Below are 25,124 nucleotides of genomic sequence, written 5' to 3' on the forward strand. Positions count from 1 at the left end.
GAGGAGAACCTAATGAGTTGGACTAAAGTTCTAGCAGTCGATGCACTTTCCCCAGGTGCGCGAGAAGTGGTGAAAGTTGGCAACCGAAAAATTTTGCTTTTGAATCACGAAAGTCAGCTTTATGCTGTAGATAACAACTGTCCTCACTTAAAATTACCGTTGAAAAGTGGAAAAATCACTGAAAGTGGGGCAATAGTTTGTACCTTCCATCGCAGTGCTTTTGATCTGCGGACTGGTGAAGTACAAGGATGGTGTTCCTGGCCACCTGGTGTAGGTAAGGTACTCTCGTTGGTTTCACAACCAAAAACACTGCCAGTGTTTCCAATTCGTGTTGAAGAAGGCAGTATCTGGGTTGACGTGCAAGAGGAATAGCACCCCCTCCCTGAATTTACTGAAACAGTGCTAAGTAAAAAAGAAAAACCCCAGCTAAACTCATTAGCTGGGGTTTCTATCAAGATTTACCTATTTCAGAGATATAGGAATCATTGAATGAGAAAATAGAACGTCTTCTCAAACAGTTTCAACGCTTTGCTGTGATGTCATGTTGGGTTATGTGTTGCCATTCCCAGCTTCTATAGAAGCTGTAGCACTTTGAGATTGGCCTAAATTCACTTTGAATACCTTACTGTGCTCTTGTTCCAGTTTGGGTAAAGTCAAAATTAAAATCCCATCTTTCAAGTCTGCCTTAACTTGTTGATTCTGAACTTTGGTTGGCAGAGGTATTACTCTAGTGAAATTGCCATACCGGAATTCAGAATGAACTTTAGCGTTAGATTGGGAATGTTTTTCGTAACGATGCTCACCAGCTATCGAAACTGCATCTTGAGTAACTTGAACATCGAGGTCTTTAGCTTCCACGCCTGGAATCTCAACTCTTAATAGCAACTCTGAACCATTATCATGTAATTCAACCGCAGGAACCCACGCTGTTCTCGGTGATGCAGAAATCTCGGAGTTACCGCGCTCGGCTACTGTAAGCTCAGAGAATAGTTGATCCATTTGACGACGCAGAATCTCCATTTCACGGAATGGTTCCCAACGAATGAGTGCCATATTTCAATCTCTCCTTAACTTTCTAATTCAATTTTGGGTAATCAAACAAAGTTTTAGAGGTATTTTTTAGAGAGGAGCTTTATTTGCTTTGTTTCTTCTTCTCTCTAGTAAGTAATTTAATAAAATAAGAATCTAAAAAGAGTTGGGTAAACCGTACAGATATAGGTTGGATTTACCGTATCAAATAAAAAAATGATGAAAAGCTTGAGAATAGTTAATGTCAAAGTAAGTAGGCAATCAGAAATTAAACTATATTATGTAATGTAAATTTAATTAAATTCGCTTGTAGCTAGAAGCTCTAGCCCGATGCTAAGAGTTAGATTGACAAAGACGTTGCGCGTAGCTTGCTGTATGGAAGACTGCTAACGCTTTTGGCGTCTCCCCAATGTGAATGACTACGTTGTAGACACAAGTAGAAAAAAGCTCAATTATCTCGTTCCCATACAGAGCATGGCAATGGCTGATTAGAGGCTGCTGCCTCCAGTCAGACATTGAGTCTCTGACTCAATGAATGCATTGCCAGGCGGAGACTAGGAACAAGTCAAGCCTCATCAAGCTAGGTTTTTAGGACTTGTGTGTACACCGTAGCTTTGGCTGTTTGGGATTCTTCGGATTTAATTAAGTAATAAAGCGGACATGATATAAACAGTTATCCTACTTTATATGCAACTTTTCTATACACCCGGCGCTGAAGTATGGTTGTAAGCGTCGATGATTTTATTTACAATCTGGTGGCAGAGTTTTGCTTTCTGATTTCATGTTCAGTTTTATTCAAGAAATTCTTCCTGATTGAAAATTAACTTAGGAACTGATATGGATGCTCAAAAAATAAAAATTTTATTAGTTGATGACAACTTAGAGAATTTACATTTTTTATCAGACATCCTTCAACACCAAGGTTATCAAGTAGAAAGTGTCATTTCTGGGCAATTGGCAATCAATACGGCACTCGCTTCTTCCCCGGATTTGCTTTTGCTAAATGTTCTCATTATAGAGAGTGATGATTATGAAGTATGTCAATATTTGAAAGCTAACGAGCCAACTCAAGAGATTCCGATAATTCTTTTCGGAATGTTCGATGATTTTTTTGAAAAAACAAGCGTCTTAAATTTAGGCTATATTGACTATATTACTCAACCATTCCAAACTAAAGAAGTTTTATTACGCGTCCAAAATCAACTCACTCTCCAAAGACTGAAAAAACAGTTAAAAGAAAAAAATTCCCAACTGCAACAGGAGATTAAAGAGCGTCAACGGATTACAGTTGAGTTAAATATTCGCAACAGACAAATAGAAGATATTTTTAAAGAAATTCCCGTTAGCATTAGCAAAGCCTTTTGTAGAGAAGTTTATCAAAGCGAACGCCTTGTAGTCGAAGCCGCCCTCAAGAAGAGTGAAAGTCAGTATCGGCTCCTAGTGGAGACATCCCAAGATATGATCTGGTCGGTGAACATTGATGGACTAATTACCTTTGTCAATCCAGCAGTCAAGCAAATTTATGGCTACGAACCACAAGAAATGATCGGGCGTGCCTTAATTGATTTCATCTCACCTACACAAGTTGCTCAAGATAAAGTAGCCTTTGAGCGTGTTATTCAGGGAAAGTCTATCTTTCAGCATGAAACTACCTGTGTGGCTAAAGATGGTACCTTACTTTATCTAATGTTGAATGCGATCGCATTACGCAACGAATCGGGTTTAGTTATAGGCATGACAGGCACTGCTAGTAATATTACACAGCGTCGAGGTGTAGAAAAATTACTCCAAGAAAGCGCGATTAAGCTCCGCAATCATAATCTAGTGCTAACACAATTGGCACAAAATCAGACGCTTTATCAGGGTGATTTGAAAGCAGCCTTGAGTAAAATCACAGAAACAGCGGTTAAGAATATTGGCATGGAACGAGCTAGTGTCTGGCTGTATGACGAAACAGGCATGAAAATCCAGTGTTTTGATCTATTTGAGGGCAGTCGCAATCAACATAGCGAAGGACTTTTCTTATCAGCAGTAGATTATCCAATTTATTTTGCAGCTTTGCAGCAAAACCAACCAATCGCTGCAGATGATGCTCATGCCGATCCCAGAACTAAAGAATTTTCTGCGTCTTACTCAAGATTAAACATTACCTCCATACTTGATACACCCGTTAGGTTGGAGGGAAAGACCGTAGGAGTTTTATGTCTGGAGGCAGTGGGAGTTACTCATCATTGGACGCTAGAAGACCAAAATTTCGCTCGCTCTCTGGGTAATTTAGTATCTTTGGTATTGGAGGCAAAAGAACGCCAACGCGCAGAAGCAGCGCGACGGGTTTCTGAAGAAAAGTTAGCGTCAGCTTTTCGGTCATCTCCTGACCCAATTGCCTTAATTACTGTTCAGGGCAAACGCTACATCGAAGTAAACGACAGCTTTTGTCGGTTTTTTGGTTATTCTCGCTCTCAGGTAATCGATCGCACCGATGAAGAATTGCATATTTGGGTGAATCCAGAAGAATATAATTTTCTCACCCAGATTCTGCAACAAACAAAAGCCATCCGCAACTATGAGATTGATGTCTGCACTTCAACAGGAGAAATTAGGACAACCCTGTTGAGTGCAGAAATGATCGAGATTGATGGGCAATGGTACGTACTGGGAACCGCGAAAGATATTACTGAACGCAAGCAGGCAGAAAATGAAAGCCGTTTGTTACTGTTGACAACCCAAGCTATCACTCGCGCTAGTGATGTCAACAGCGCCTTAGCAGTGGTCTTGCGCTTAATTTGTCACACCATTGGCTGGGATTTTGGTGAAGCATGGATACCTAATGAAGATGGCACTGTTTTAGAACACAGTCTGGGTTGGTACGGAGAGGAAAGCAGTTTAGAAGAATTCTGCCAGCAAAGCCAAACGGTGAAATTTGCTCTGGGAGTGGGATTACCAGGAAGAGTTTGGCAGAACCAAGAACCAGAATGGATAGAAGATGTTTCTAAAGTTACACAACCAGTTTTCTTGCGATCGCCACAAGCAGCAAAGGTAGGATTAAAAGCTGGTTTTGGTGTTCCGATAGTGGCTGGGAACCAAGTATTAGCTGTTTTAGTATTTTTTAAACGTAGCTCAGTATTGGTAGATCGGCGTTTGCTCTTGCTAGTCAGTGCTGTTGCTGCTCAGTTGGGTGGGTTGATTGAGCGCAAAACCCTAGAACAAGAACTAGCACTTAGAGAAGCTCGCCTTAATGCCTTTTTTAGCAGTGCTCCCGTTGGCATGAACATCGTAGATAACCAGCTGCGGTTTGTGCAAATCAACCAACTGCTAGCAGAGATTAATGGACTACCCCAGCAAGATCATATTGGCAAGACTATCCATGAAGTCTTACCCCACATGGCCTCCTTAGTGGAACCAATTTATCAACAGGTTCTATTGACAGGTCAACCCATTCTCAATCAAGAATTAAGCAGTGCATCCATTCAACAACCAGATATTATCCGCCACTTCTTAGCTTCTTATTTTCCGATTGTTGATGAAGACGATCGCCCCTCTGGTGTCGGCACGGTTTTAGTAGAAATTAGCGAACTGCAAGCAGCGCTACGCGAACGCAAACGTGTTGAACAAGAACTGCGTTTAGCAAACGAACGCCTACAATATCTGCTCACCTCCAGCCCTGTAGTTATTTATAGCAGCAAAACATCAGACGATTTTAGCACAACCTTTATCAGTGAGAACGTTAAAGAAATGGTGGGCTATGAAGCGCGGGAATTTATCGATAACTCCAGTTTTTGGCTTTATCACGTCCATCCACAAGATATTGAACTGATCTCGGAAAAATTTTCCCACCTTGTTGAGCAAGAGTACATTTCCTATGAATACCGCTGGTTACACGCTGACGGAACTTATCACTGGTTCTACGAAAAGATGAGGTTAATTCGTGACGAAGCTGACTACCCTATAGAATGCGTTGGTTATTGGGCAGACATTAACGATCGCAAATTGGCAGAACTAGCTTTGCAGTCAGGTCAGCAACGATATCAACTTCTAGCAGAAGCCTCACCAGCTTGTATCTTTCATACTGATGTAGATGGCAATGTTTTATATTTTAATCAACGCTGGAGTGAAATTACTGGATGTAGTTTAGAAGATTCTCTGGGAACAGGTTGGGCAAATGCCGTACATCCAGACGACCGCGAACAGCTATTGTTGGCATGGAATCAAGCAACAGCCGCTAAGTCAACCTATAAGTACGAACATCGTTTCTTGCATGATGATGATAATACAGTCATCTGGGTAATTTGTCATGCTTTGCCAGAATTTAGAGATGATGGAGAAATTAAAGGCTACATCGGTACAATTACAGATATTACCGAGAGAAAATTGGCAGAAGAAGCCTTGCGTGAGAGTGCAGAGCGAGAAAGAGCGATCGCTCAAGTGATTCAAAGAATGCGCCAAACACTGGATTTAGAGACGATATTTGCGGCTACAACCGAAGAATTACGCCAAGTACTCAACTGCGATCGGGTTGTTGTCTATCGTTTCAATCCCGACTGGAATGGGGAATTTGTTTCTGAATCAGTGGGTAACGGTTGGATTTCTCTCATAGAAGAACACAACAATGACCCTCATCTCACAGAAGGTGTTTTACAAGATGGGCGTTGCCTAGCGAAAATTTTGGATAGTGGGGATAACCAGGTGGAATATCCCGATCTGCAAGTAACCCCAGGCGCAAGTTTCATCTGTGTTCCAGACATTTACAACGCTGAGTTTCATCCTGCTTATATCAACCTCTTAGAGCGCTTTCAGGCTAAGGCCTACATTATTGTTCCGATTTTACATGGTAGTCAGCTTTGGGGATTGCTGGCGAGTTATCAAAATTCCGATCCCCGCCAATGGAAACCAGGAGAAATCAACATCGTAGTTCAAATTGGCAATCAGTTGGGCGTTGCTTTACAGCAGGCACAATTGCTAGCGCAAACTCAAAGGCAGTCACAAGCATTGCAAGAAGCTGTAATCATTGCTGATGCTGCTAACCGTGCCAAAAGCGAATTCCTGGCCAACATGAGTCACGAACTGCGTACCCCACTCAACGCCATCCTCGGTTTTACCCAAGTCATGAGCCACGATCATGATTTATCAACTGAACATCAGCAAAATCTAGCAATCATCAATCGTGCTGGCGAACATCTCCTGAATTTAATCAACGACATTTTGGAAATGTCTAAAATCGAAGCTGGCAGAATAACCTTAAATCTCAACAGTTTTGATTTAATTCGCCTCTTGGAAAACCTCGAAGAGATGTTGCGCTTCCGCGCCACCTCCAAAGGATTGGAATTAGTTTTTGAATATACATCTCACCTTCCCCAATACATCCAAGTTGACGAAAGTAAACTGCGTCAAGTCTTACTTAACCTCCTGGGAAATGCAATCAAATTTACCGATACTGGAAGGGTGACACTGCGAGTGGGGATGGGGAGCAGGGGAGCAGGGGAGCAGGGGGAGCAAAATTTTCCTCATCCCCCTCATCTCTTCTTCGAGGTACAAGACACTGGCCGCGGTATTGCCCCACAAGAAATTGACTTGCTATTTGAAGCTTTTGGGCAAACTGAAACCGGAAGAAAATCGCAACAGGGAACAGGACTAGGTTTAGCAATTAGCCGCAAATATGTGGAACTAATGGGAGGAGATATTAGCGTCACCAGCACTATTGGCCAGGGAAGTAAATTTGCTTTTGATATTCAATTTGGTCTAGCCGCAGCCAGCGAAATCCAGATCCAACAAACTAGACCCCAAGTTATTAGTTTAGCGCCTGCTCAAAGCGAATACCGTATTTTAGTGGTCGATGACTCCACAGATAGCCGTTTAGTGCTAATGAAAATTCTTACATCTATCGGTTTTGCAGTTCAGGAAGCAATAAATGGTATTGAAGCGATCGCACTTTGGCAGACATGGCAACCACATCTAATTTTAATGGATATGCGGATGCCAATTATGGACGGCTACGAAGCTACAAAAGTTATTAAAACTAGAGAAGAAACCTCAATCCAAAATATAAAATCCCAAATTCCCAATTGGAAGACAATTATTATTGCCTTAACTGCTAATGCTTTTGAAGAACAACGAGAGGCAATAATCAAAGCGGGTTGCGATGATTATATTAATAAGCCTTTCCGCGAGGAAGAATTACTAGAAAAGTTAAGCGAATATTTGGGAGTTCAATATATTTATCAAGAAGAAAGCTATCAGCTAACAAACCTAAAGCAACAAAGACCAAAATCAATATTGACGCTCACGGATTTAGTGACTCTATTATCTGAAATGTCACCTGAATGGGTAAAACAGGTGTACACTGCCGCAGCTCAATGTAGTGATGACCTGATTTTAGAATTGATTGAGCAAATCCCTTCGGAAAATGCTGTACTGCAAAATTTTATCAAGAATTTAGCTCATGATTTTCAGTTTGAGAAAATTATGGAATTGACGAGTATTGCAGGAATATTATCCAGTTAATAACACTGCCAGAAATAATTCAATGGCTTTACCGTAAACGTCCCGATCGCAATGTACTAATAATTAACCACAAACCCAATAAACTAGCGACTGCAAATAGGATGGTGCTTAAAAAAGATAGCTGAGTTGTCTGCGCTCTGGTAGAAATAATTGCCGCACCCATAATCAGCGAACCCACTAATATACTAAAAGATAGTCGGTTAGCGGCATCATCCATAGTGCGCCGTACACCATCTAAACCCCGCAGCGAGAGATTCCACTGTAAGGTTTCTGAGGTAACTCGGTCTAATAACAGTTCGATTTGGCGGGGAGATTGGAGAGACAGACTTTTCAGATCCAAGGCTGTCCTCAAAAGCGATCGCACTGGATTATCCCCTATTAGCTGGCGACGAAATAAGTCTGTAATTAATGGTTTGACTTCATCAAAAAAATTAAGCTCTGGGTTGAATGTCCGCGCTACCCCTTCTAAATTTGCTAAGGTTTTGGCATACAAACCCATATTACTAGGCAACCTAATTTTATTGTTGCGGGCAACTTGTAAAACTTCATAAATTATCTGACTGAAGTTTATTTGTGTGAGGCTGACATTGTGATACTTACGTAACATGCGATCGTAATCATTTTCTAACCGCGACAAAATTACTGGTTGAGCAGAATCTGATAGCTGCAAAGTTAACTGAGCGCACCTTTGAGCATCTAAATCAACGATCGCTAACAACATCTCTGTTAATATCTGCTGTGTCCGGGGATCGAGTCTTCCGACCATTCCACAATCTAACAGGGCAACACGCCCATCTTTCAGATAAAACAAGTTTCCTGGATGGGGATCGGCGTGAAAAAAGCCATCAATATATAGTTGCTGAAAAAATACCCGAAATAACAAAGTAGTTATTTCTTTACGCTTTTCGGCAGAGTCTTTAACGTTGGGGTCATTATCCAAATCCGCGGCCAGGAACGGCACTCCATCCAGCCATTCCATTACCAGTAATTTCTCTGTGGTCAATTCCCAGTTAATTTCCGCCACCACTATTTGTGTGGGATCGTACCAGCGACTCTGGGATAAGTTGCGACGTAGTTGATCTGTAAAACCCGCTTCCCGGGTAAAATCTAACTCGGCTTCTAAAGCTTTGGTAAATTCTTCGGCGATGGATTTAATTTCGTAGGTTTGCCCAAACTCAGTCCGCGCCACTAAATCGGCAATACCTTGAATTAAAGCAATATCTTGGGCAATAGTAATATCTATTCCCGGACGTTGCACTTTCAGAGCGACTTCTCGACCGTCTGCTAGTGTAGCTCGATGTGTCTGGGCAATCGATCCGGCGGCGACTGGGATTGGGTTAACTGTGCTGAAGGTTTCTGCTAGTGGACGTTTTAATTCTTTACGGAGAATTATTTCTATCTCTGACCAAGGAACTGGCGGTACTTCATCTTGTAGAGTTGACAATTCCTCAATATAGGAGGCGCTCAGTAAGTCAGGGCGGGTAGACATTAACTGACCAAGTTTGACGTAAACTGGCCCCAAGTCTACCAGGACATTTTTTAAAACCGCAGGTGTCGGCAGCTGGGGTTCATCAGCTTTGCCACCAGTAAGTAACCTTCGCATATAGTCCCAGCCATTGCGAAGGAAGACTTCAAGGATTTCTCGTTGACGGGGAACAGTTTGGGTGAGGAACATTTTTGTAAAAAACTGCAAAGAGGCAGAGGAGTTAAAGAGGTAAACAGCAGGGGATGACAATACAACCGAAATCGGCTCTAGTTTTGATGCTTGTTAAAGTTTTGCTAGCTGCCGCACAATCTTGAAATCTTTTTATGGATGATTCTACGGCTTCGTGGAGCTTCTGTTCACTCAGCATTCGTTTGACGTAATTAGAGCAGGAATCCCCGCCGTGTAATAAGCGATGGGAACAAGAAAATCCTTTGGACGGAGAAATATATTTTTGATAGGCGGTAATAGAATCGATTGCCATTGTCTTGGCCAGAGGCTCAAAGCTAATAATGTCCATAACTGTCAGATAAAATAACAGACTGTCAAGTTATAATGGGAAAATAGACATTTTCGCCTCTGCCAAGGGTTCTAACTTTTATAGCAGGTCAGTAAATCGGGAATCACTTTGGAGAATTTTAAGGATCTGCTTGATTTCCTGGGTACGTTCTTTTTTGACAACGAGAGTGATATTGCGATCGCGCACAATCACCACATCCTCTAAACCAATAGTAACAACTACATCTTCTGGATTTGAGGCGTAAATAATCGCCCCTTGCGTATCTAAACCTACGTGAGTAGCGAGTTCCACGTTTGGAGTCTCTTCTGTCTTCAGTAAACGTTCGATCGCATTCCAATCTCCTAAATCATCCCAACCAAAATCAACTGGCAAAACGTATGCTAGAGTGGTCTTTTCCATTAACGCATAGTCTATACTCTTCTTAGGCAACTGGGGATAGATATCAGGACCATGTTGTTCTAAAGGTTCGATAATTTCCGGAGCATGGGTATGTAGTTCCTTGAGAACAACCCCTGCCCGAAAAACGAACATTCCACTATTCCAGCTAAAACGCCCCGTAGATAAAAAAGTCTCTGCCGTTTCCCGGTCGGGCTTTTCAGTAAAACGGTTCACGTGATAAGCTGGCAACTCATTAAAGCTACCTATTTTTTCACCTTGTTCAATGTAGCCGTAACCGGTTGATGGAAAAGTAGGCTTGATCCCCAGTGTAACGATCGCTGCTGTGCTTGCTGCCAGTTGTGTTGCTGCATTTAATGTGTGTGCAAACGCCTCTTGGTCAGCAATCCAGTGGTCAGCAGGGAAAAAGCCAATAACAGCGTCTTCTCCATAGCGCTGTTTGATTTCTAAACTTGTCCAAGCAACAGCTGCGGCAGTGTCTCTTCCTTCCGATTCAATCAGCAAGTTTTCAACTGGTAGATCGGGTAGTTGTTGTCTTACGCCTTCAGCTATCTGACTAGAAGTTATGACCCACAAGGAATCCCAACCGCCACCGAGTTCAATCAATCGATCGGCGGTTGCTTGTAATAGACTTCTAGAGCTACCATCAAGACTTAAAAATTGCTTGGGTCGGTCTTTGCGGCTTAGGGGCCAAAAACGTTCACCTTTACCACCAGCTAGGATTACGGGGAACAATAAAGTATTCATGTTGTCATACACGCCTACCGAAGAACATTACAAGTTTACAGTGAGCTTTTCCACTGGCAATATTTGTAGCTTGGATTAACATACTTTTAGGGAGTGGTTGAGTGGGGAGATAATTGTGATAAAACAAGTCGAATGGTCGGAAAATCCGGTTACGTCTCAACAAGTAGTAGAGTTTGAAAGTGACGTGCGATCGTCGCAACTTCAACGGACAGAAAATCAAGTAACGTCAGCACCAGTAGCCGACTCAGAGGAGGAGCAGGTCGAACTAAACCAGCCAGCGAATCCGAACCGTAGCGTCGTCGAATCTGTGGGCGCGTTTCCCAATCAGCTTTCTGAGAGACTGGGCTTAACCATGCCTCGATGGCTGTTATGGTTTATGACGGTTGTCATTGGCATCATCTTATCTGGGCTGCTGGTGTCAACGTTAGCGCTGTGGACTCCTTTATGGAGCAATCTAGATCGAACAGATGAAGATTTAGGAACTACTGCTAAAGACGAAGTAAAAATCCCATTACCAGGGGAGTTATGGGGCAAACTCTCCCAGTACAAGCTTTCACGTCCGATGAATATTTTAATCATGGGGATTGAACCAGTCAGCGGTACCGTTGATGGCTCACCAGAAAGCTTTGCAGGGAAAAGCGACTCCATGCTACTGGTACGACTGAACCCTAGTGAAAAATCTGTAAGGGTGCTTTCCATTCCCAGAGATACGATGATCGCCATCCCCGAAAAGGGAGAAAAGGGATTAACTAAGGTATCTGATGCCAATGCCAAAGGCGGCCCTGTCTTGGCAGCACGGGTAGTTAGCCGTACTTTAAATAACGCCCCAATTGATCGTTACATCCGCATTTCTACTAGCGGCTTACGGCAGTTAGTCGATCAGTTAGGCGGAGTAGAAGTCTTTGTTCCCCAATCAATGGAATATAAAGACTCTAGCAGTCGATTATCGATTAATTTAGTCAGTGGCTGGCAAACCCTCAACGGCGAACAAGCAGAACAGTTTGCCCGATTCCGCGAACCAGGTTTGGGAGATTTGCCGAGAGTACAACGTCAGCAAGCACTAACAGCAGCCTTGCTGCAACGCTTAAATAGTCCCACCATCTTACCCAGGTTGCCTCAATTAACTCGCTTGATGCGAAAATATTTTGATACCAACCTGAAGATGGAAGAAATGATGGCGTTGGTCAATTTCGGTCTTAACCTAGATCGAGATAATTTCCAAATGACCGTGTTGCCTGGTACCTTTAGCCGTTTTAGCAAAGACCCTGATAGCTATTGGCTGAATATGACTGGACAACAGAGCCTGTTGAATGATTATGTTGGGGTAAATGTACCTGGTCTAAAGCCAGATATGCGTCAGGTTCCTAACCTCAAAATTGCTATTCAAAATGCTTCAAATCAACCTCAGCTAACTGAAAAAGTTATTGCTTATCTGAAACAGAAAGGCTTTAATAATATTTACAAAGTGCCTGATTGGCCAGATACCCAACGTCAAACTCAGATTATTGTCCAAAAAGGCAACCGACGAGTTGGAGTTGATTTGCAAAAAGTCTTAGGCTTAGGTCAAATCGAGGTGTCTGCCATTGGTGATTTAGAATCCGATCTGACAATCCGCATTGGTAAAGATTGGAAATAGCCAAGAGTCATTAGTCATTAGTCATTAGTCATTAGTCATTGTTAACTAACAGAGGACAAATGACAAAAGACTAATGACAAAAGACAAATAATAAAATTATGAAAAAGATTTTACTGCGCTTTTTGGGTTTGATTGTGATTTTACTACTAGCATTTGGGTGGATAATACTTAATCCCAAACCGGCTTTTGCTCAGATAAACACAATCAATTACAACAATATAAATTTAGAAAATCGTGACTTTTCTCATGCTGATTTAGCCGGTGTAACTTTTGTCGCAGCAGAAATGCGGGGGACGAATTTTCAAGCAGCGAATTTAACCAACGCAATTCTGACTAAAGGAGTTTTATTAAAGGCAAATTTGGAAGATGCGAACTTGAGCGGCGCTTTAGTCGATCGCGCCACTATGGATGGTGCTAACCTGAAAAATGCCATATTTACTGAAGCAACTTTGACCCGTAGCCGCTTTTATGATGCTGATGTCACTGGTGCTGATTTTACCGATGCTTTAATTGACCGCTATCAAGTGTCATTGCTGTGTGAAAGAGCCGATGGTGTAAATCCAGTTACAGGTGTGTCAACACGAGATAGTTTGGGTTGTAAGTGAAGAATCTCGGCGTTGAGCATAAAAGAGAGATATTTTATCGGAATATGGAAAATAAAGCTTCTTTATTAGATTATGTATTATTAATTACAAATTTGCTTTTATTTTGGTATTTTCACAAAGGTAAAAATCTAAAAATCCATGAGCAAACACAAAATAAACTTAATTTTACTATTCAACCGAAGTTGCTTCGATTTATTGGGTTATTTATTGGACAAGCAGGGATAATTTTATTATTTGCTATTTTCGCGATTATACCAGTTACACAACTTAGTTGTTACCGTGTTCCGCAAAATTTACAAGCTTCCACTATTGAGCAAAAGTCATCAAAAATTATATGTAAATTGCGAGAATTTGATTTTTTTGGTAATCAAAAAACCCAAAAACAAATTACTGGGTTAATTGGAACTCGTTTAGAAAAACAAACTAAAACTGATAAAGAGGGAAAAATCCTATATACATATCGAGTTGAATTATTAACTAACACAGAAACTATTCTATTTACACGAATTGCTTACAGCGATTCTTATTACGAAGAAGCAAAATTGATAATATTAAAAATTAATAATTTCTTAGCACAACCGTTAGAAAAAAGTTTAGTAGTTAAGCAAGATGATACTTTAAAAGGCTATGCAGCAATTGGCGTAACCCTATTTTGGTTTTTATTATGTTTATTCGTAATAGCGACAGGTTCATTTATAAACTGTAATTTTGATAAAGAATCAAATAGTTTAACTCTCAGCCACTATAGATGGTTTGGGACATTGGGAAAAGCAGTTTTTCTTTACTCGTTGAATGAAATTGTCGAGATTAAGGTTGAAAGCTCTTCTAGCGAAGATGGCTTTGTTTATCGGGTTAGCTTAACGTTAATATCTGGTGAAAGCGTATCTTTAAGTGGCTGCTATAGTTCTAGGTTTGAAGAGAAACAAGAAATAGTTAAGATAATCAAAAGTTTTCTCGCTGCCAATTAGTACCTATTTATACCAATTCTGCCGCTTTCTCAAGATCAACTCTGCGATCGCATCCCAAAAAACGTCCTAAACTATAAATAAATTATATTGATTCAGGCGTTGGTGTATTAGTCTAATGACATAACGCAATGGCAGTTATGATACCTTCGGGGAACGGAGGAAACCCTGGCTCCCCTATTTAAGATTGACTGAGAATTGTCAAAAATCAATCGCCTCTAATTACTGCTGGGAATTTCAATCAAAAACTCTGTTCCTTCTCCTGGTTTAGAAGAACATTTCATTTGACCATTATGTTTATCAACTACTATTTGATGGCTAATAGACAATCCTAACCCCGTACCTTTACCTGGTGCTTTGGTAGTGAAGAAGGGATCAAATATATGCGATCGCACCTCTTCTGGAATTCCAAGACCATTATCAGCTATTCTTATTACAATCTGATTATTAATGGCTTGCGTATTAATCCAGATAGTCAAGGGTATTCTCGGACACGTTTGTGATAATTTCAAATACCTCTGCTGTATAGTGTTAAACTTTTCCTCTAATGCATCAATACTGTTACTCAAAAGATTCATAAATACTTGATTTAATTGTGCAGGATAGCATTCGAGTAAAGGTAAACTATCATATTGTTTAACAATCTCAATAGCTGGGCGATCGTTATTATTTTTGAGGCGATGTCCTAAAATTAGCAAAGTACTATCCAACCCTTCATGAATATCTACTGGCTTCAATTCAGCCTCATCTGTACGAGAGAAGTTTCGTAGTGATAGCACAATATCACAAATCCGCTCTGTTCCTACTTTCATTGACTCAAGGGTTTTGGGTAAATCTTCGATGATAAAGTCCAAATCACTCTTGTTGATTTGCTCTTGGATAGTTGGCAATATTGAGGAGTTTTGACGGTAAAGTTTCACTACTTTTAGGAGTTCTTGAGTATATTCACTTAAATGGATAAGATTGCCAAAAATAAAACTGATAGGATTGTTGATTTCATGGGCAACTCCAGCAAGTAGTTGTCCTAATCCCGCCATTTTTTCACCCTGAATTAACCTGGTCTGAGTTTGTTTTAATTCTTGCAGAGTTTGAGACAGTTCCAAGGTTTGACGTTTAGTTTGCTCTAGTAATTCTGCTTGCTGAATCGCAATTCCTAATTGCACCCCAACTTGAGCCAGTAAATTAATTTCTTCCTCTTTCCAATAACGTGGTTGCGAATTTTGATAAGCAACTAATAATCCCCATAATTTTTCACCTTCCCGAATTGGAACAAAGGTTTCGTTACGCGGAAGTTCGTTATCGTCATCTGTGTCCTCAAAAGTTTCTATAATCATTGGTTGAGCTTGGACAACAGGTTTCCAACCATCTTTAAAAGAATCTGCCACAAATTTACCGCTCCAATCCAGGTTGAAACGGTAGATTGCAACTCGCTCGACTTCGAGCAACTCTCGCACAGCGTGAGTAGTGGTTCTAAAAATAGTTTTAATATCGAGTGACTGGCGGATTTTATCAATGGTTGCAGCCAGCAATTCTTGCCGTTCCATTGCTTTTTCGCGTTCAGTGGCTTCTGCTAACTGGACAACCTGCATTTGAACTTGCTTTAAATAAGAATCCTGTTTTAATGCGACTCCCAATTGCTCGGCTATTTGGCTGGCAAATTCAATTTCAGAGGGTTGCCAGTAGCGAGGAGCATTGCATTGGTGAATACATAGCAATCCCCAAAGTTCACCTTTTTTCAATAGAGGTGCGATCATATTTGCCCGCACTTGAAATTTTTCTAGGATTTGGATGTAGCAACCGGGGAACTTTCCTTGATAAATGTCAGCGATCGCATTTACTCGACCTTGGGCGTAAAGGTGTGCAAAGTTTTCACCGAAGCAATAATCATAAACTTTTTCTGCTATTACCGAGTTACACTCAGGCACAAAATCCTCAGAAATAAATTCCCCTTCCCAATCTTTTTGCGGGTCAAAACGAAAGACTGCTACTCGGTCTGCTTGCAGCATTTGCCGTGCCTCAGTGACAGTAGTCTGGAAGATTGTATCTAAATCTAAAGACTCCCGAATTCGAGTAATTACACTAGTTAATGTCTTTTGTTGCTCTGCTTGGTACTGAGCGTATGCCAGCAACTTATGGTGTCGCACTGCTACACCAATTTGTGTACCGATTTTGCTCAGTGATTCGACTTCATAAGATTGCCACTCTCTGGGTGAGGCATTTTGATAAGCAGCGATGATGCCCCAAAGTTGATCTCCTTGGAGAATGGGGGCAGTTGCAAAGGCTTTTGCCTGAAATTGCTCTAACAGTGTTATGTGGCAGTTTGTTAATCCGGCTTGGTAAATGTCATTAACTATAAATGTCTGGTTGTTAACGTAACGTCCACCTTGCGTCTGTTGTAAATAAGTATCAGCGATCGCAGGCTGAACGCCAACTAAAGGAGTGCAGCCTCCCGCAAATGATTCAGCTACAAAGTTACCACTCCAATCGGGATTGAAGCTAAAGATGGCAACTCGGTCAGCTTGCAGCAGCTTGCGTATTTCTTGAGTTGTGGTTTTAAAGATAGTTTCAATATCAAGGGGTGAGCGAATTTCATCGACAATTTTAGCTATTACTTGGTCGCGCTGAACTGCTTGAGCCAATTTTGCGGCTTGCAATTGGACTTCATGGAGATGCTTTGCTTGTTGAATCGCAACAGTAAGATGGTCAGCAATTTGACGAATAAACTCAATTTCCGATTCTTTCCAGTCACGAGCCTCACTGCACTGATGAATGCAAAGCAATCCCCACAGTTCCTTCTGGCGGGATAGAGGGACAACGAGGTTGGCCTGTATCTGAAATTTACTCAAAATTGCCACATGACAATCATTCAGTCCCGCCTTGTAAATATCTGCTACTGCTTGCACTTGACCTTGTTGATAACTAGAAACAAATTGTTCTCCAAAGCAGTGGTCATAAACTTTTACTGCCATTGCTGAGTCCCAGCCAAGTGCAACATCCTCAGAAACAAATTCTCCCTCCCAGTTTTGTTCGCGGTCAAACTGGAAGACTGCTACTCGGTCAGCATTTAGCAACTGACGCACTTGTGTAACAGTCGTTTGAAAAATTGTTTCTAAGTCCAGAGACTCCCGAATTCGGACAATTACACTCGCCAAAGCCTTTTGTTGCTCTAGTTGCTCTTGAAGTTGAGTGCTGGACAAGAGAAGTTGATTTTCTGTGAAATTTAAATTGGGTTCCATTGCTCTGGATTATCTCGTTTTTATACAAGGGTTCCTCACACCAAAGTTCATGGGGTTAAGAAGTGTCACAAATATGACAAACTGCAAAGTTTTACAGTCTTCAACTGGCCGCGTCCAGAATTCACCAATTTCAGATGAATGGCAACTTGTTGGGGACGAATGGGCGCTCTGAGACTGAGTACTGGCTATTAGGGAAGAAAATATAAGTAAAATTTGTTTGGGATTCAAATCTCGCCTGATACCCAGTCCCTAGTCCCCAATCCCCAGTCCCTAGTTCAACTATTTCCCAGAAGATGGTTATTGTTATAGTTCCCCTTTCTCGATCTATCCTTGTAATGGGTTAAAAAATAATTTTGGCTTGTACACAACAAAACAGATGACTAAGTACACAATTTTGTAAATTTGTCGCCAATTGAGGATTTAATTTTAAATAAAGAGGAGCGCAAAGTTTATTTGGGTATATTCACTACGAACTTAGGCAAGGCTGTATTAAGTTAGTGTTGTCGGGGCAAATCAGAAAAGCGGTCTGAATCCCTTCGGAATCGCGATCTAACTAACTTGTAATTCGCTGTATTATAGCAATTTAATTTTGAGCGTAGGCGTAGCCCGCCTTCTCTACGAGACGCTTTGCGAATGGCATAGCTTTGCCTTTGCCCTTGGCGTAGGCATTTAAAATTACTAATTTGTCAAAATTTACCTGACAGACTGTGGAATTTCAGGTTAAATGTTTTAAAGTATGCACTCTGCAAGAGTTGTCGGGTATTATTCGTGACACAACAAGATCAAAAACCCTCTCGTTCTTTCGCTGGAATTGCTGGCATTGTTGCCGCAGCCACATTAATTAGTAAAGTCTTCGGCTTAGTGCGGCAGCAAGCGATCGCTGCCGCATTTGGTGTTGGTGCTGCTGCCACTGCCTATAGTTATGCCTATATTATCCCTGGCTTTCTATTGATCTTACTTGGTGGCGTAAATGGACCATTACACAGTGCGCTCGTCAGCGTTTTAGCCAAGCGTCGCCGAGAAGAAGCGGCTCCTCTAGTGGAAACCGTGACAACGCTGGTAGGAGGAGTGCTGTTGCTGGTGACAGTGGCTCAAGTTCTATTTGCGGATGCGATCGTTGATTTAGTCGGTCATGGTTTGGAAGAAACAACCAGAGCGATCGCCATTCAACAACTCCGCATTATGGCACCAATGGCTTTATTTGCCGGTTTAATTGGCATTGGCTTTGGTACTCTCAATACAGCTAATCAATATTGGTTACTCTCCATTAGCCCTTTATTATCGAGTATTACCGTTGTTGGCGGACTTGCTATCTTGGCGATGCAACTGGGCAAGAATATTATTAAACCGGAGTACGCTTTAATCGGGGGAATGGTCTTAGCTTGGGGAACTTTAGCAGGAGCAATTCTCCAGTGGTTAGTGCAGCTAATTGTTCAATGGCGGTTAGGATTGGGCACATTACGTCTGCGGTTTGATTTTAAATCCCCTGGCGTTCAAGAAGTGATCAAAATCATGACTCCGGCAACGATTTCCTCTGGAATGATGCCAATTAATGTTGCCACTGACCTTTATTTTGCTAGTCCTATCCCTGGTGCAGCGGCAGGATTTAACTATGCCAATCTATTAGTCCAAACTCCCTTGGGGATTATTTCTAATATTATTTTGCTGCCTCTATTACCGATATTTGCCAAACTTGCTGGCCCCGAAAATTGGCAGGACTTAAAATTACGGATTCGCCAAGGACTCTTACTCACTGCTTTTACCATGTTACCGTTAGGGGCGCTGATGGTGGCGCTATCTATACCCATTGTACAGGTGGTATATGAGCGCGGTGCTTTTAAGCCAGAAGCCACACAGCTAGTTTCATCCTTGCTAGTAGCTTATGGAATTGGGATGTTTGTCTATTTGGGGCGTGATGTTTTGGTGCGGGTATTCTATGCTTTAGGCGATGGACAGACACCTTTTCGCATCAGTATTTTTAACATTTTGCTCAACATTTTATTAGATTGGTTTTTCGTTAAACCTTTTGGCGCTCCCGGTTTGGTATTAGCAACGGTGGGTGTAAATTGTAGCTCAATGTTAATGCTGTTATGGTTGCTTGATCGCAAACTCAATGGTTTACCTTGGCGCGAGTGGAGTTTGCCGATTTTGGGTTTGGCTGCTGGGAGCGTGGTAGCTGGGGTAGCAAGCTATGGGACATTGATTGGTTCTCAGTATTTGTTAGGTAAAACGGGTTTACTGATTCTGGTGTTGCAGTTGTGTGTATCTGGCTTCGTAGGGATTGTGGTGTTTGCTGTGATCGCTTCATGGTTGAAAATACCAGAGGTGAATATTTTTATATCTCGTCTACGTCAACGCTTTTTGAAGAAATAACGAGCGATCGCTCTAGCCAATGTTAAGAAATATCCAAATATATAGATAGCGTCGGCGCTGTCCGTCGTAGACATCGCCTGTTGCTACAGAGTTAGGAATAGAAATATTTTGGGTGGCTGTATAACTACTGGCAGGTGCTAGAGGCGTATTTTCTCTTGTTAGGATGAAAGTGAGATTAGTATCGCTGTAGTCGTAGAACTGGTCATCGGAAATGTAAACAGAGTCATACCAACCAGATAAAGCAGAAACTGTACCTTGGTTTTTGACGAGCTATAGTCGTTAGAAAAAATAAAAATGATTAAGATTTGATTCTTAACCATCGTCACTTAAGCAACCATTAGATGAGTGTCCAACATTACAAATTAATTCTAAAACTTCGTATTATTAGCATAGATAAAATAATGGTCTGTCACTTTTACATCGGCTTTAAAACCAACTTGTATCAGATGCTTTTCCAGTTCATCTTGCTGATAAAAAACTTTCACTATTTGAAATTCTTGCCCATCATTTAACTTCCGGCTTTTGTAGATACTGCCATCATCATTCAGAATATGGTTATTAGCTGTAGATGTCGGTTCAAAGCGCGAGTCAACAATAAATACTTGTCCGCCGACACGCACAGATTTATAAACTTTTAGCAAAAACGATTTCAGTAATTCTGGCGGCACATGAGATAACCAGAAAGAGAAAAATACTAAATCATATTCAGCGTGCGGTTCCCAGGCAAATAAATCAATTTGGTGATATTCTACTTTTTGTGAATTTAATTTGCTACGATTAATTTCAATTACTTCTTCGGAGGCATCAATTGCAGTAATTTTCTGTCCAGTTTTTAAAAGCTCTTGTGTCCAAATTCCTGTTCCACAGGCTAATTCTAAGATTTCCTCAGCTTGGACAATTTCTTGTAAATCCTGTTTGACAATATCAACTTCTTTAAACCAACGCTGGTTTAGTTGCTCACCGCGATCGTAACGACCAAGGCGATAAAACCACTGATCGTATTCGTTGGCTCTAGCACGATAGTAGGCAATTTGTTGTTGCAGAATTTGATTGGTCATTGCCAGCTTATCATCTACTCTCATCAACTCTAGATAAATTTTACAGCTAAAAGTTCTGCTGACTCAATAGGAGCAGATGAAGTATTATCCCAAGGGCAGTGGCTCAATCAATTTAAGCGGGAAATTTATCTACAGCATCTCCAGCATCTGAGTTCAGGAGATCCTGTCAGTCAATCAGGCTAGTTCCATTCTGTTGGAGATGCTTAAGTAGGTCGGCGTAAATAATTATCCTTGGGATAAGGCAGGGGTAAAAGCGCGATCGCACCCACTACTCGATTTAAAGAATTTTGAATTTTTCAGTTGGTATACCCAAGTGGGTGAGAAATAATTCAGCCACTTGGGTGAACCAGATGCGTGAGGTTACATTTTGTAAAAAAAGAGATTCTAGTACTAGAGAACATTGATTTTACTAACTCTAGTGAGAATAATTCTATGAAATTTACAAAATTAGCTGCCTCTTTCCTTGCTGTTGCTTCTATTGTCCTCTCAGCCGGTATTGCATCTGCTCAAACAGCAGGTACTAACGGTAATTACATCGGTGCTGGTGTTGCTGTTGGTGCAACCAGTGGCGGACAAGGAAACGATGAAGCACAAATCGGTGGTAATATTCAAGGACGATACGCCGTACCCAATGCCCCTGTTTCACTGCGGGGTTCTGTGTTGTATGGTGGTGATGCTGCTGCAATTATGCCCATAGTCACTTATGATGCGCCCATCGCCAAAAATACTAACCTTTACTTCGGTGGTGGTTATTCCTTTGTAACTGACGAAGGTCAAAAAACTCCATTGGGCAATCGGAATTCACCTGTAGTCACCCTTGGGATTGAATCAGAAGTTAGCAAAAATGTCATTGCCTACGGTGATACTAAGTGGGGTATTGACGCTTACAGAAATAGTGATGCTGATGCCGTCAGCTTCCAAGCCGGATTAGGCTATCGCTTCTAGTAATTACAAGCTAGAAAACGGCCTATTCAGAAGCTAAAGCAATGCTGTTTACCAGCCGTAATAGTAATTCATTGTTTCATACCTGAGTATTCTATTCAGGTATGAATAATTTTTATTGATGATTTTGATAAAAAATGATATTGGCTAGTATTGATACTTTCTTTTAAAGTGAAATGAGTAATTGAGAATACACGTATAAGATATTACTGATGAAAAAGATTAATCCCATTCCAGAAATAGTTGGTGAAACAACTGACGTAGAATCTTGGCTGATGCGAGCGGGGCTAAGATTTTCAGATTTAGGTGACGATGCTGCAAGTATTGCAATTCGTAGGCAATGGCGAGAATACCAAGCCGCAGTTCACAGATGCTGTGTAACCCTACATCAACCACCATCATGCGTTCAACTAAGCGGCGACTATGCCAGCTTGAGAATACCTGGTGGTGCATCAACCAATTGTGCGATCGCCTGTCGAGTTGTCCCCAGTCCTTAAACTGGGCAAAAGATAGAAAATCAGCAGTCCGCTTTGATTTCTGAATTTATTTGTGTAGGCAGGCAATAAGCTGATGTGCTTTTAAGTTGCATAGTTCAAATCGCTAGAAAGACGCTCTTATGCGGGGACACGAAGATACAAAGATTCAATTTGAATGGCTTAATAATAACTCTCTTTCCTCCCCCGCCTCCCCTGCTTATCAGAACCGTATTGACTCAGCACGGGCTAAACGCCCCGCTATCCATGTACAGCACTCAGCACTATTCATTAATAATCCTGTTGCACACCGTTCACTACTGGCTTAATTTCCGAAAATGGATCGGTGCCACCACCCCAGTTAAAATCACTGATTCGGATGCTGAAGCCGCCTAACTCCAGCACCGGATTGTAACGTAAGGTGATGCCATAGGTGCGACGGCTATATTCCAAAATGTAATCAGTGCTAGTTTCTTTACCAGTATCCAAGTTAACAGATGTTTGGAAGCCTAAGCGAAAAGGGCCGTAGATTTGCTGTGATATTCCAGCGCTCAATACTGTGTTATCAACGGAGCGATCGAACAAAAAGGGTGATAATCCGTTGTTTAAGCCTTGAGAGTAACTAATATTAAAGGCCGTATAGTCGAAAAAAGGTCGAGAAAAATGACCAATTTGCCCTTGTAAGCCAATTGTACCAATTAGGGTACTTTGGTTATCACCATTGCTGTAATAACTGGTAGTGCCTGTAAGGCTAGCGATCGCTTGCAAGTAAGGAACTACAGGGTTAGCCGTGTATCGCAATCCCTCACTGGCAGTGGGTGGTAATGGTTTTCCCTGCCACAGCAACAGCCCTCTACTGAGGGTAGCACTACCTTGTAAACGACCAAGTGAAATGCGATCGTTTTCCCGCACTGGTTCTAGCAAGTCTAGGCGATCGGTGTTGGCATCAATATACTGGGCACTTGCCTGGTAGTTGAGGTTGATGCCACTTTTTCCTAAAGGAATCACCGGAGAGGTAATAATACCGCCAAAACTGCTCTGGACAGTTTGAAAACCCAGAGTACCGTTGTAGAGACGATCCCGGTAGTTATATTGCACATTCAATGTGTGGGGAAGAGAAGTGCCTAATGTCTGGCGCAATCCTAAATTCACTCGCAAATTTTCTTCCACGTCATTCAAGTTAAAACTAGTTAACTCCCCAGTTCCCTGAATTATCGTCCGTGGACTCAAAACAGAATTTATCTTGGTCTTCACACCAAAGAGTGCGCCTAAGTCACCCGTGCCTTCTTGCACACCTCTCTGTAATAATAACTGGGGCGTGATTGTCCAACGTGTCTGCTCTGTATCGATTACTGGAAAGCCACGCTCAATATACAAACCACCCCGATCTTCTCCATCGTAGCCAGGGGAGACTATTGCAGGTGTAACGTCCCGCTCTCGGCGGTCAATAGTCCGCTCATTCAGCGGAATTGGTAATGAGAGTGTTTGATCCAATACCAAACGCTGTCGCTGTGTCCTAATACGGTCTACCAAGGGTGATTCTCGCGTCAAAGTCACTTTATCTGCGCGTAATTCTAATTCCGGGGGCGAAAACGGATCGTTGGTGATGCGGACATTACTTGCTTGCCAGCCTTGCGGATAAAAGTCAATTTGTTCAGCTTCAAACCTGAGCCGATTGACTGCACCCCCTGCTTTCGGTGGCGGGATGTTGCTAGCATCTGCCTGACCACCAAATATCACATCAATTCCTCCAGGGCTACTCACGCCAGAAATGGGTTGATTGGCTCTAATGCGATCGCTGGGCGGACGTTTTGAAACTCCACCAGCACTTACAGCCGTGGGTGAAAAAGCAAAATCTGTTTGTGCTGAAGGTACGTAAATTTCTCCTCTACCATTTTCCAGTTCCCCACGATCTTGAACGAAGTTATAGGTAAAGCGTTGTCCACGCAGTATCTGGTCGCCCCGTGTTAAGGTTACGTTGCCGAACCCCGCAGCGATCAAGTTGTCCAAATTAACTTGTAAGCGATCGGCATCCACCACCGCCCCATCAAATCGCACAATTACATTACCTACAGCTGTAATAATTCGCTGTTTCTCGTCATACTCTTGCCGATCTGAAGTGACTTCTACAATTCTTTGTCCGGCTGGCGGTGTGGTAGCTGGCGCAGTTGTACCAGATGGTTGAGCTTGTGGCTGAGTGGTATTTACCTGTGGTGTAGGCGTTGGTACTTGGCTTTGTTGCTGGACTTGGGACTTAAATTCTACAGTGATGGGTGCTGAGAGTTGGTTTGTGGGCTTACGAGACTTAAATGTTATGAAATTTTGTACTGATTGAGAACTCGGTGCTAGATCGGCAGCAGATACAGAGATATTGGCTTGTTTTAGAGACTGTTGTGTAGTAATATCACGTTGCTGTTTTTGTTGGGTTAACTTCTCAGCTAAAATTTCTGCCTTGGATTTGCCTAACTTGTTGCTGTTTGTGAGAGTTGGGGCGATTTGAAGAGGGCGTGGAGATTGGGCGACAAGGGGACTTGGAGAAACTCTATAGCTAAAGCTAGAAGAGTCCAAAAAGGTTGGTTTTTCTCCACCATTAGAGTTTGGATTTAGCGAGCGCTGACTGACTTTTTGAGAAGGTTCATCTTTTGCGTTTTGGTCTGAAGCCTCCGCTTCGACTTTTCTTTGCATCTCCCGTTTACGCAGCGCCGACATCAGGAGAAGTTCCGAGGGGCGGGGTTCGACGCTCGGACTTGTCTTTGTGTCTTCTTTAACTTGGCGATTAGAGGTTGTAACCTCTTGCGTGGGATAACTAACAACCAGCGGCTGCCCCAAAAGCCCAGCAGTTGCAGAACCAGCGAGTGGGGAACTTTCTGGTGGAAAGGTTTCTGGTGAATGAGGTACAGAAGAAGTTTCAGCAACTACCAAGTCATCTTGAGTTGAGTTGATCGGAGTTGACAATAAAGGATCGCTCTTGGTGTTACCCGAAATTGCCAACTGAGCCAAATTCTTGGGCTGCTTGGATTTGTCTGTCTTTTCGTATATTCCAGTATCTACACCTGAAAGAAACTTTGTATGACTAGCAGATGAGGCGGGATTTACAGGTTGTAAAGATTCAACGATAGGAGGCGGATTAGGTGGCAGAACTGGATGAAGCATAAGTGAGCAA

15 protein-coding genes are annotated in these 25,124 nt (G+C 42.0%); 8 read left to right on the plus strand and 7 right to left on the minus strand.

Annotated features, from left to right (window positions below):
- Positions 1-12 precede the first annotated feature (12 nt).
- Entirely contained in the window at positions 13-372 is a 360-nt protein-coding gene (locus HWQ40_RS21520; protein ID WP_292781548.1) for a Rieske (2Fe-2S) protein, read from the plus strand.
- 177 nt (positions 373-549) lie between these two features.
- Here HWQ40_RS21520 and HWQ40_RS21525 read toward each other — a convergent pair whose 3' ends face one another.
- Positions 550-1,053, minus strand: coding sequence for an Hsp20/alpha crystallin family protein (locus HWQ40_RS21525; protein WP_292781551.1), 504 nt, complete (start codon positions 1,051-1,053; stop codon positions 550-552).
- A gap of 813 nt (positions 1,054-1,866) precedes the next feature.
- On the opposite strand from HWQ40_RS21525, the gene HWQ40_RS21530 reads away from it, so the two are divergent.
- The gene (locus HWQ40_RS21530) at positions 1,867-7,527 is read left to right on the plus strand and encodes a PAS domain S-box protein (protein WP_292781554.1); all 5,661 of its coding nucleotides are present in this window, start codon (positions 1,867-1,869) and stop codon (positions 7,525-7,527) included.
- Positions 7,528-7,555: 28 nt separating this feature from the next.
- On the opposite strand, the gene HWQ40_RS21535 is transcribed toward HWQ40_RS21530, so the two are convergent.
- From HWQ40_RS21535 to HWQ40_RS21545, 3 genes are all read right to left on the minus strand, one after another.
- Positions 7,556-9,202 carry an AarF/ABC1/UbiB kinase family protein gene (locus tag HWQ40_RS21535; protein ID WP_292781557.1) on the minus strand — a complete coding sequence of 549 codons (1,647 nt, stop codon included), beginning with the start codon at positions 9,200-9,202 and terminating at the stop codon, positions 7,556-7,558.
- Positions 9,203-9,233: 31 nt separating this feature from the next.
- Positions 9,234-9,530 (minus strand): membrane protein insertion efficiency factor YidD, encoded by a 297-nt coding sequence (gene yidD, locus HWQ40_RS21540; protein ID WP_292781560.1) that lies wholly within the window; start codon positions 9,528-9,530, stop codon positions 9,234-9,236.
- A gap of 78 nt (positions 9,531-9,608) precedes the next feature.
- Positions 9,609-10,673, minus strand: a complete 1,065-nt coding sequence (locus HWQ40_RS21545) for a mannose-1-phosphate guanylyltransferase (protein WP_292781563.1) — start codon at positions 10,671-10,673, stop codon at positions 9,609-9,611.
- A gap of 115 nt (positions 10,674-10,788) precedes the next feature.
- Here HWQ40_RS21545 and HWQ40_RS21550 point away from each other — a divergent pair, with 115 nt between their 5' ends.
- The 3 genes from HWQ40_RS21550 (at position 10,789) to HWQ40_RS21560 (ending at position 13,882) form a co-directional block, all read left to right on the plus strand.
- Positions 10,789-12,309, plus strand: coding sequence for an LCP family protein (locus tag HWQ40_RS21550; RefSeq protein ID WP_292781566.1), 1,521 nt, complete (start codon positions 10,789-10,791; stop codon positions 12,307-12,309).
- Between the two features lie 98 nt (positions 12,310-12,407).
- Positions 12,408-12,914: a pentapeptide repeat-containing protein gene (locus HWQ40_RS21555; RefSeq protein ID WP_292781568.1), complete on the plus strand. Its 507-nt coding sequence runs from the start codon at positions 12,408-12,410 to the stop codon at positions 12,912-12,914.
- Between the two features lie 44 nt (positions 12,915-12,958).
- Positions 12,959-13,882, plus strand: a complete 924-nt coding sequence (locus HWQ40_RS21560) for a hypothetical protein (RefSeq protein ID WP_292781571.1) — start codon at positions 12,959-12,961, stop codon at positions 13,880-13,882.
- A 215-nt stretch (positions 13,883-14,097) separates the two neighbouring features.
- Here HWQ40_RS21560 and HWQ40_RS21565 read toward each other — a convergent pair whose 3' ends face one another.
- Positions 14,098-17,115, minus strand: a complete 3,018-nt coding sequence (locus tag HWQ40_RS21565) for a GAF domain-containing protein (RefSeq protein WP_292781574.1) — start codon at positions 17,113-17,115, stop codon at positions 14,098-14,100.
- A gap of 768 nt (positions 17,116-17,883) precedes the next feature.
- Here HWQ40_RS21565 and murJ point away from each other — a divergent pair.
- Positions 17,884-19,488: a murein biosynthesis integral membrane protein MurJ gene (gene murJ / locus HWQ40_RS21570; RefSeq protein WP_292781577.1), complete on the plus strand. Its 1,605-nt coding sequence runs from the start codon at positions 17,884-17,886 to the stop codon at positions 19,486-19,488.
- Between the two features lie 368 nt (positions 19,489-19,856).
- On the opposite strand, the gene HWQ40_RS21575 is transcribed toward murJ, so the two are convergent.
- The gene (locus tag HWQ40_RS21575; RefSeq protein WP_292781579.1) at positions 19,857-20,546 is read right to left on the minus strand and encodes a class I SAM-dependent methyltransferase; all 690 of its coding nucleotides are present in this window, start codon (positions 20,544-20,546) and stop codon (positions 19,857-19,859) included.
- A gap of 432 nt (positions 20,547-20,978) precedes the next feature.
- Between HWQ40_RS21575 and HWQ40_RS21580 the strand changes: the two genes are divergently transcribed.
- On the plus strand, positions 20,979-21,491 hold the full coding sequence (locus tag HWQ40_RS21580) for an outer membrane beta-barrel protein (RefSeq protein ID WP_292781582.1): 513 nt from the start codon (positions 20,979-20,981) through the stop codon (positions 21,489-21,491).
- A 209-nt stretch (positions 21,492-21,700) separates the two neighbouring features.
- Complete coding sequence (locus HWQ40_RS21585) at positions 21,701-21,985, plus strand: hypothetical protein (protein ID WP_292781585.1); 285 nt, start codon at positions 21,701-21,703, stop codon at positions 21,983-21,985.
- A 267-nt stretch (positions 21,986-22,252) separates the two neighbouring features.
- Here HWQ40_RS21585 and HWQ40_RS21590 read toward each other — a convergent pair whose 3' ends face one another.
- Entirely contained in the window at positions 22,253-25,114 is a 2,862-nt protein-coding gene (locus tag HWQ40_RS21590) for a DUF3769 domain-containing protein (protein ID WP_292781588.1), read from the minus strand.
- Positions 25,115-25,124: the final 10 nt, after the last annotated feature.

Origin of the sequence: Nostoc sp. NMS9, from assembly GCF_017114995.1 — a bacterium.
Classification (GTDB): Bacteria; Cyanobacteriota; Cyanobacteriia; order Cyanobacteriales; family Nostocaceae; genus Nostoc.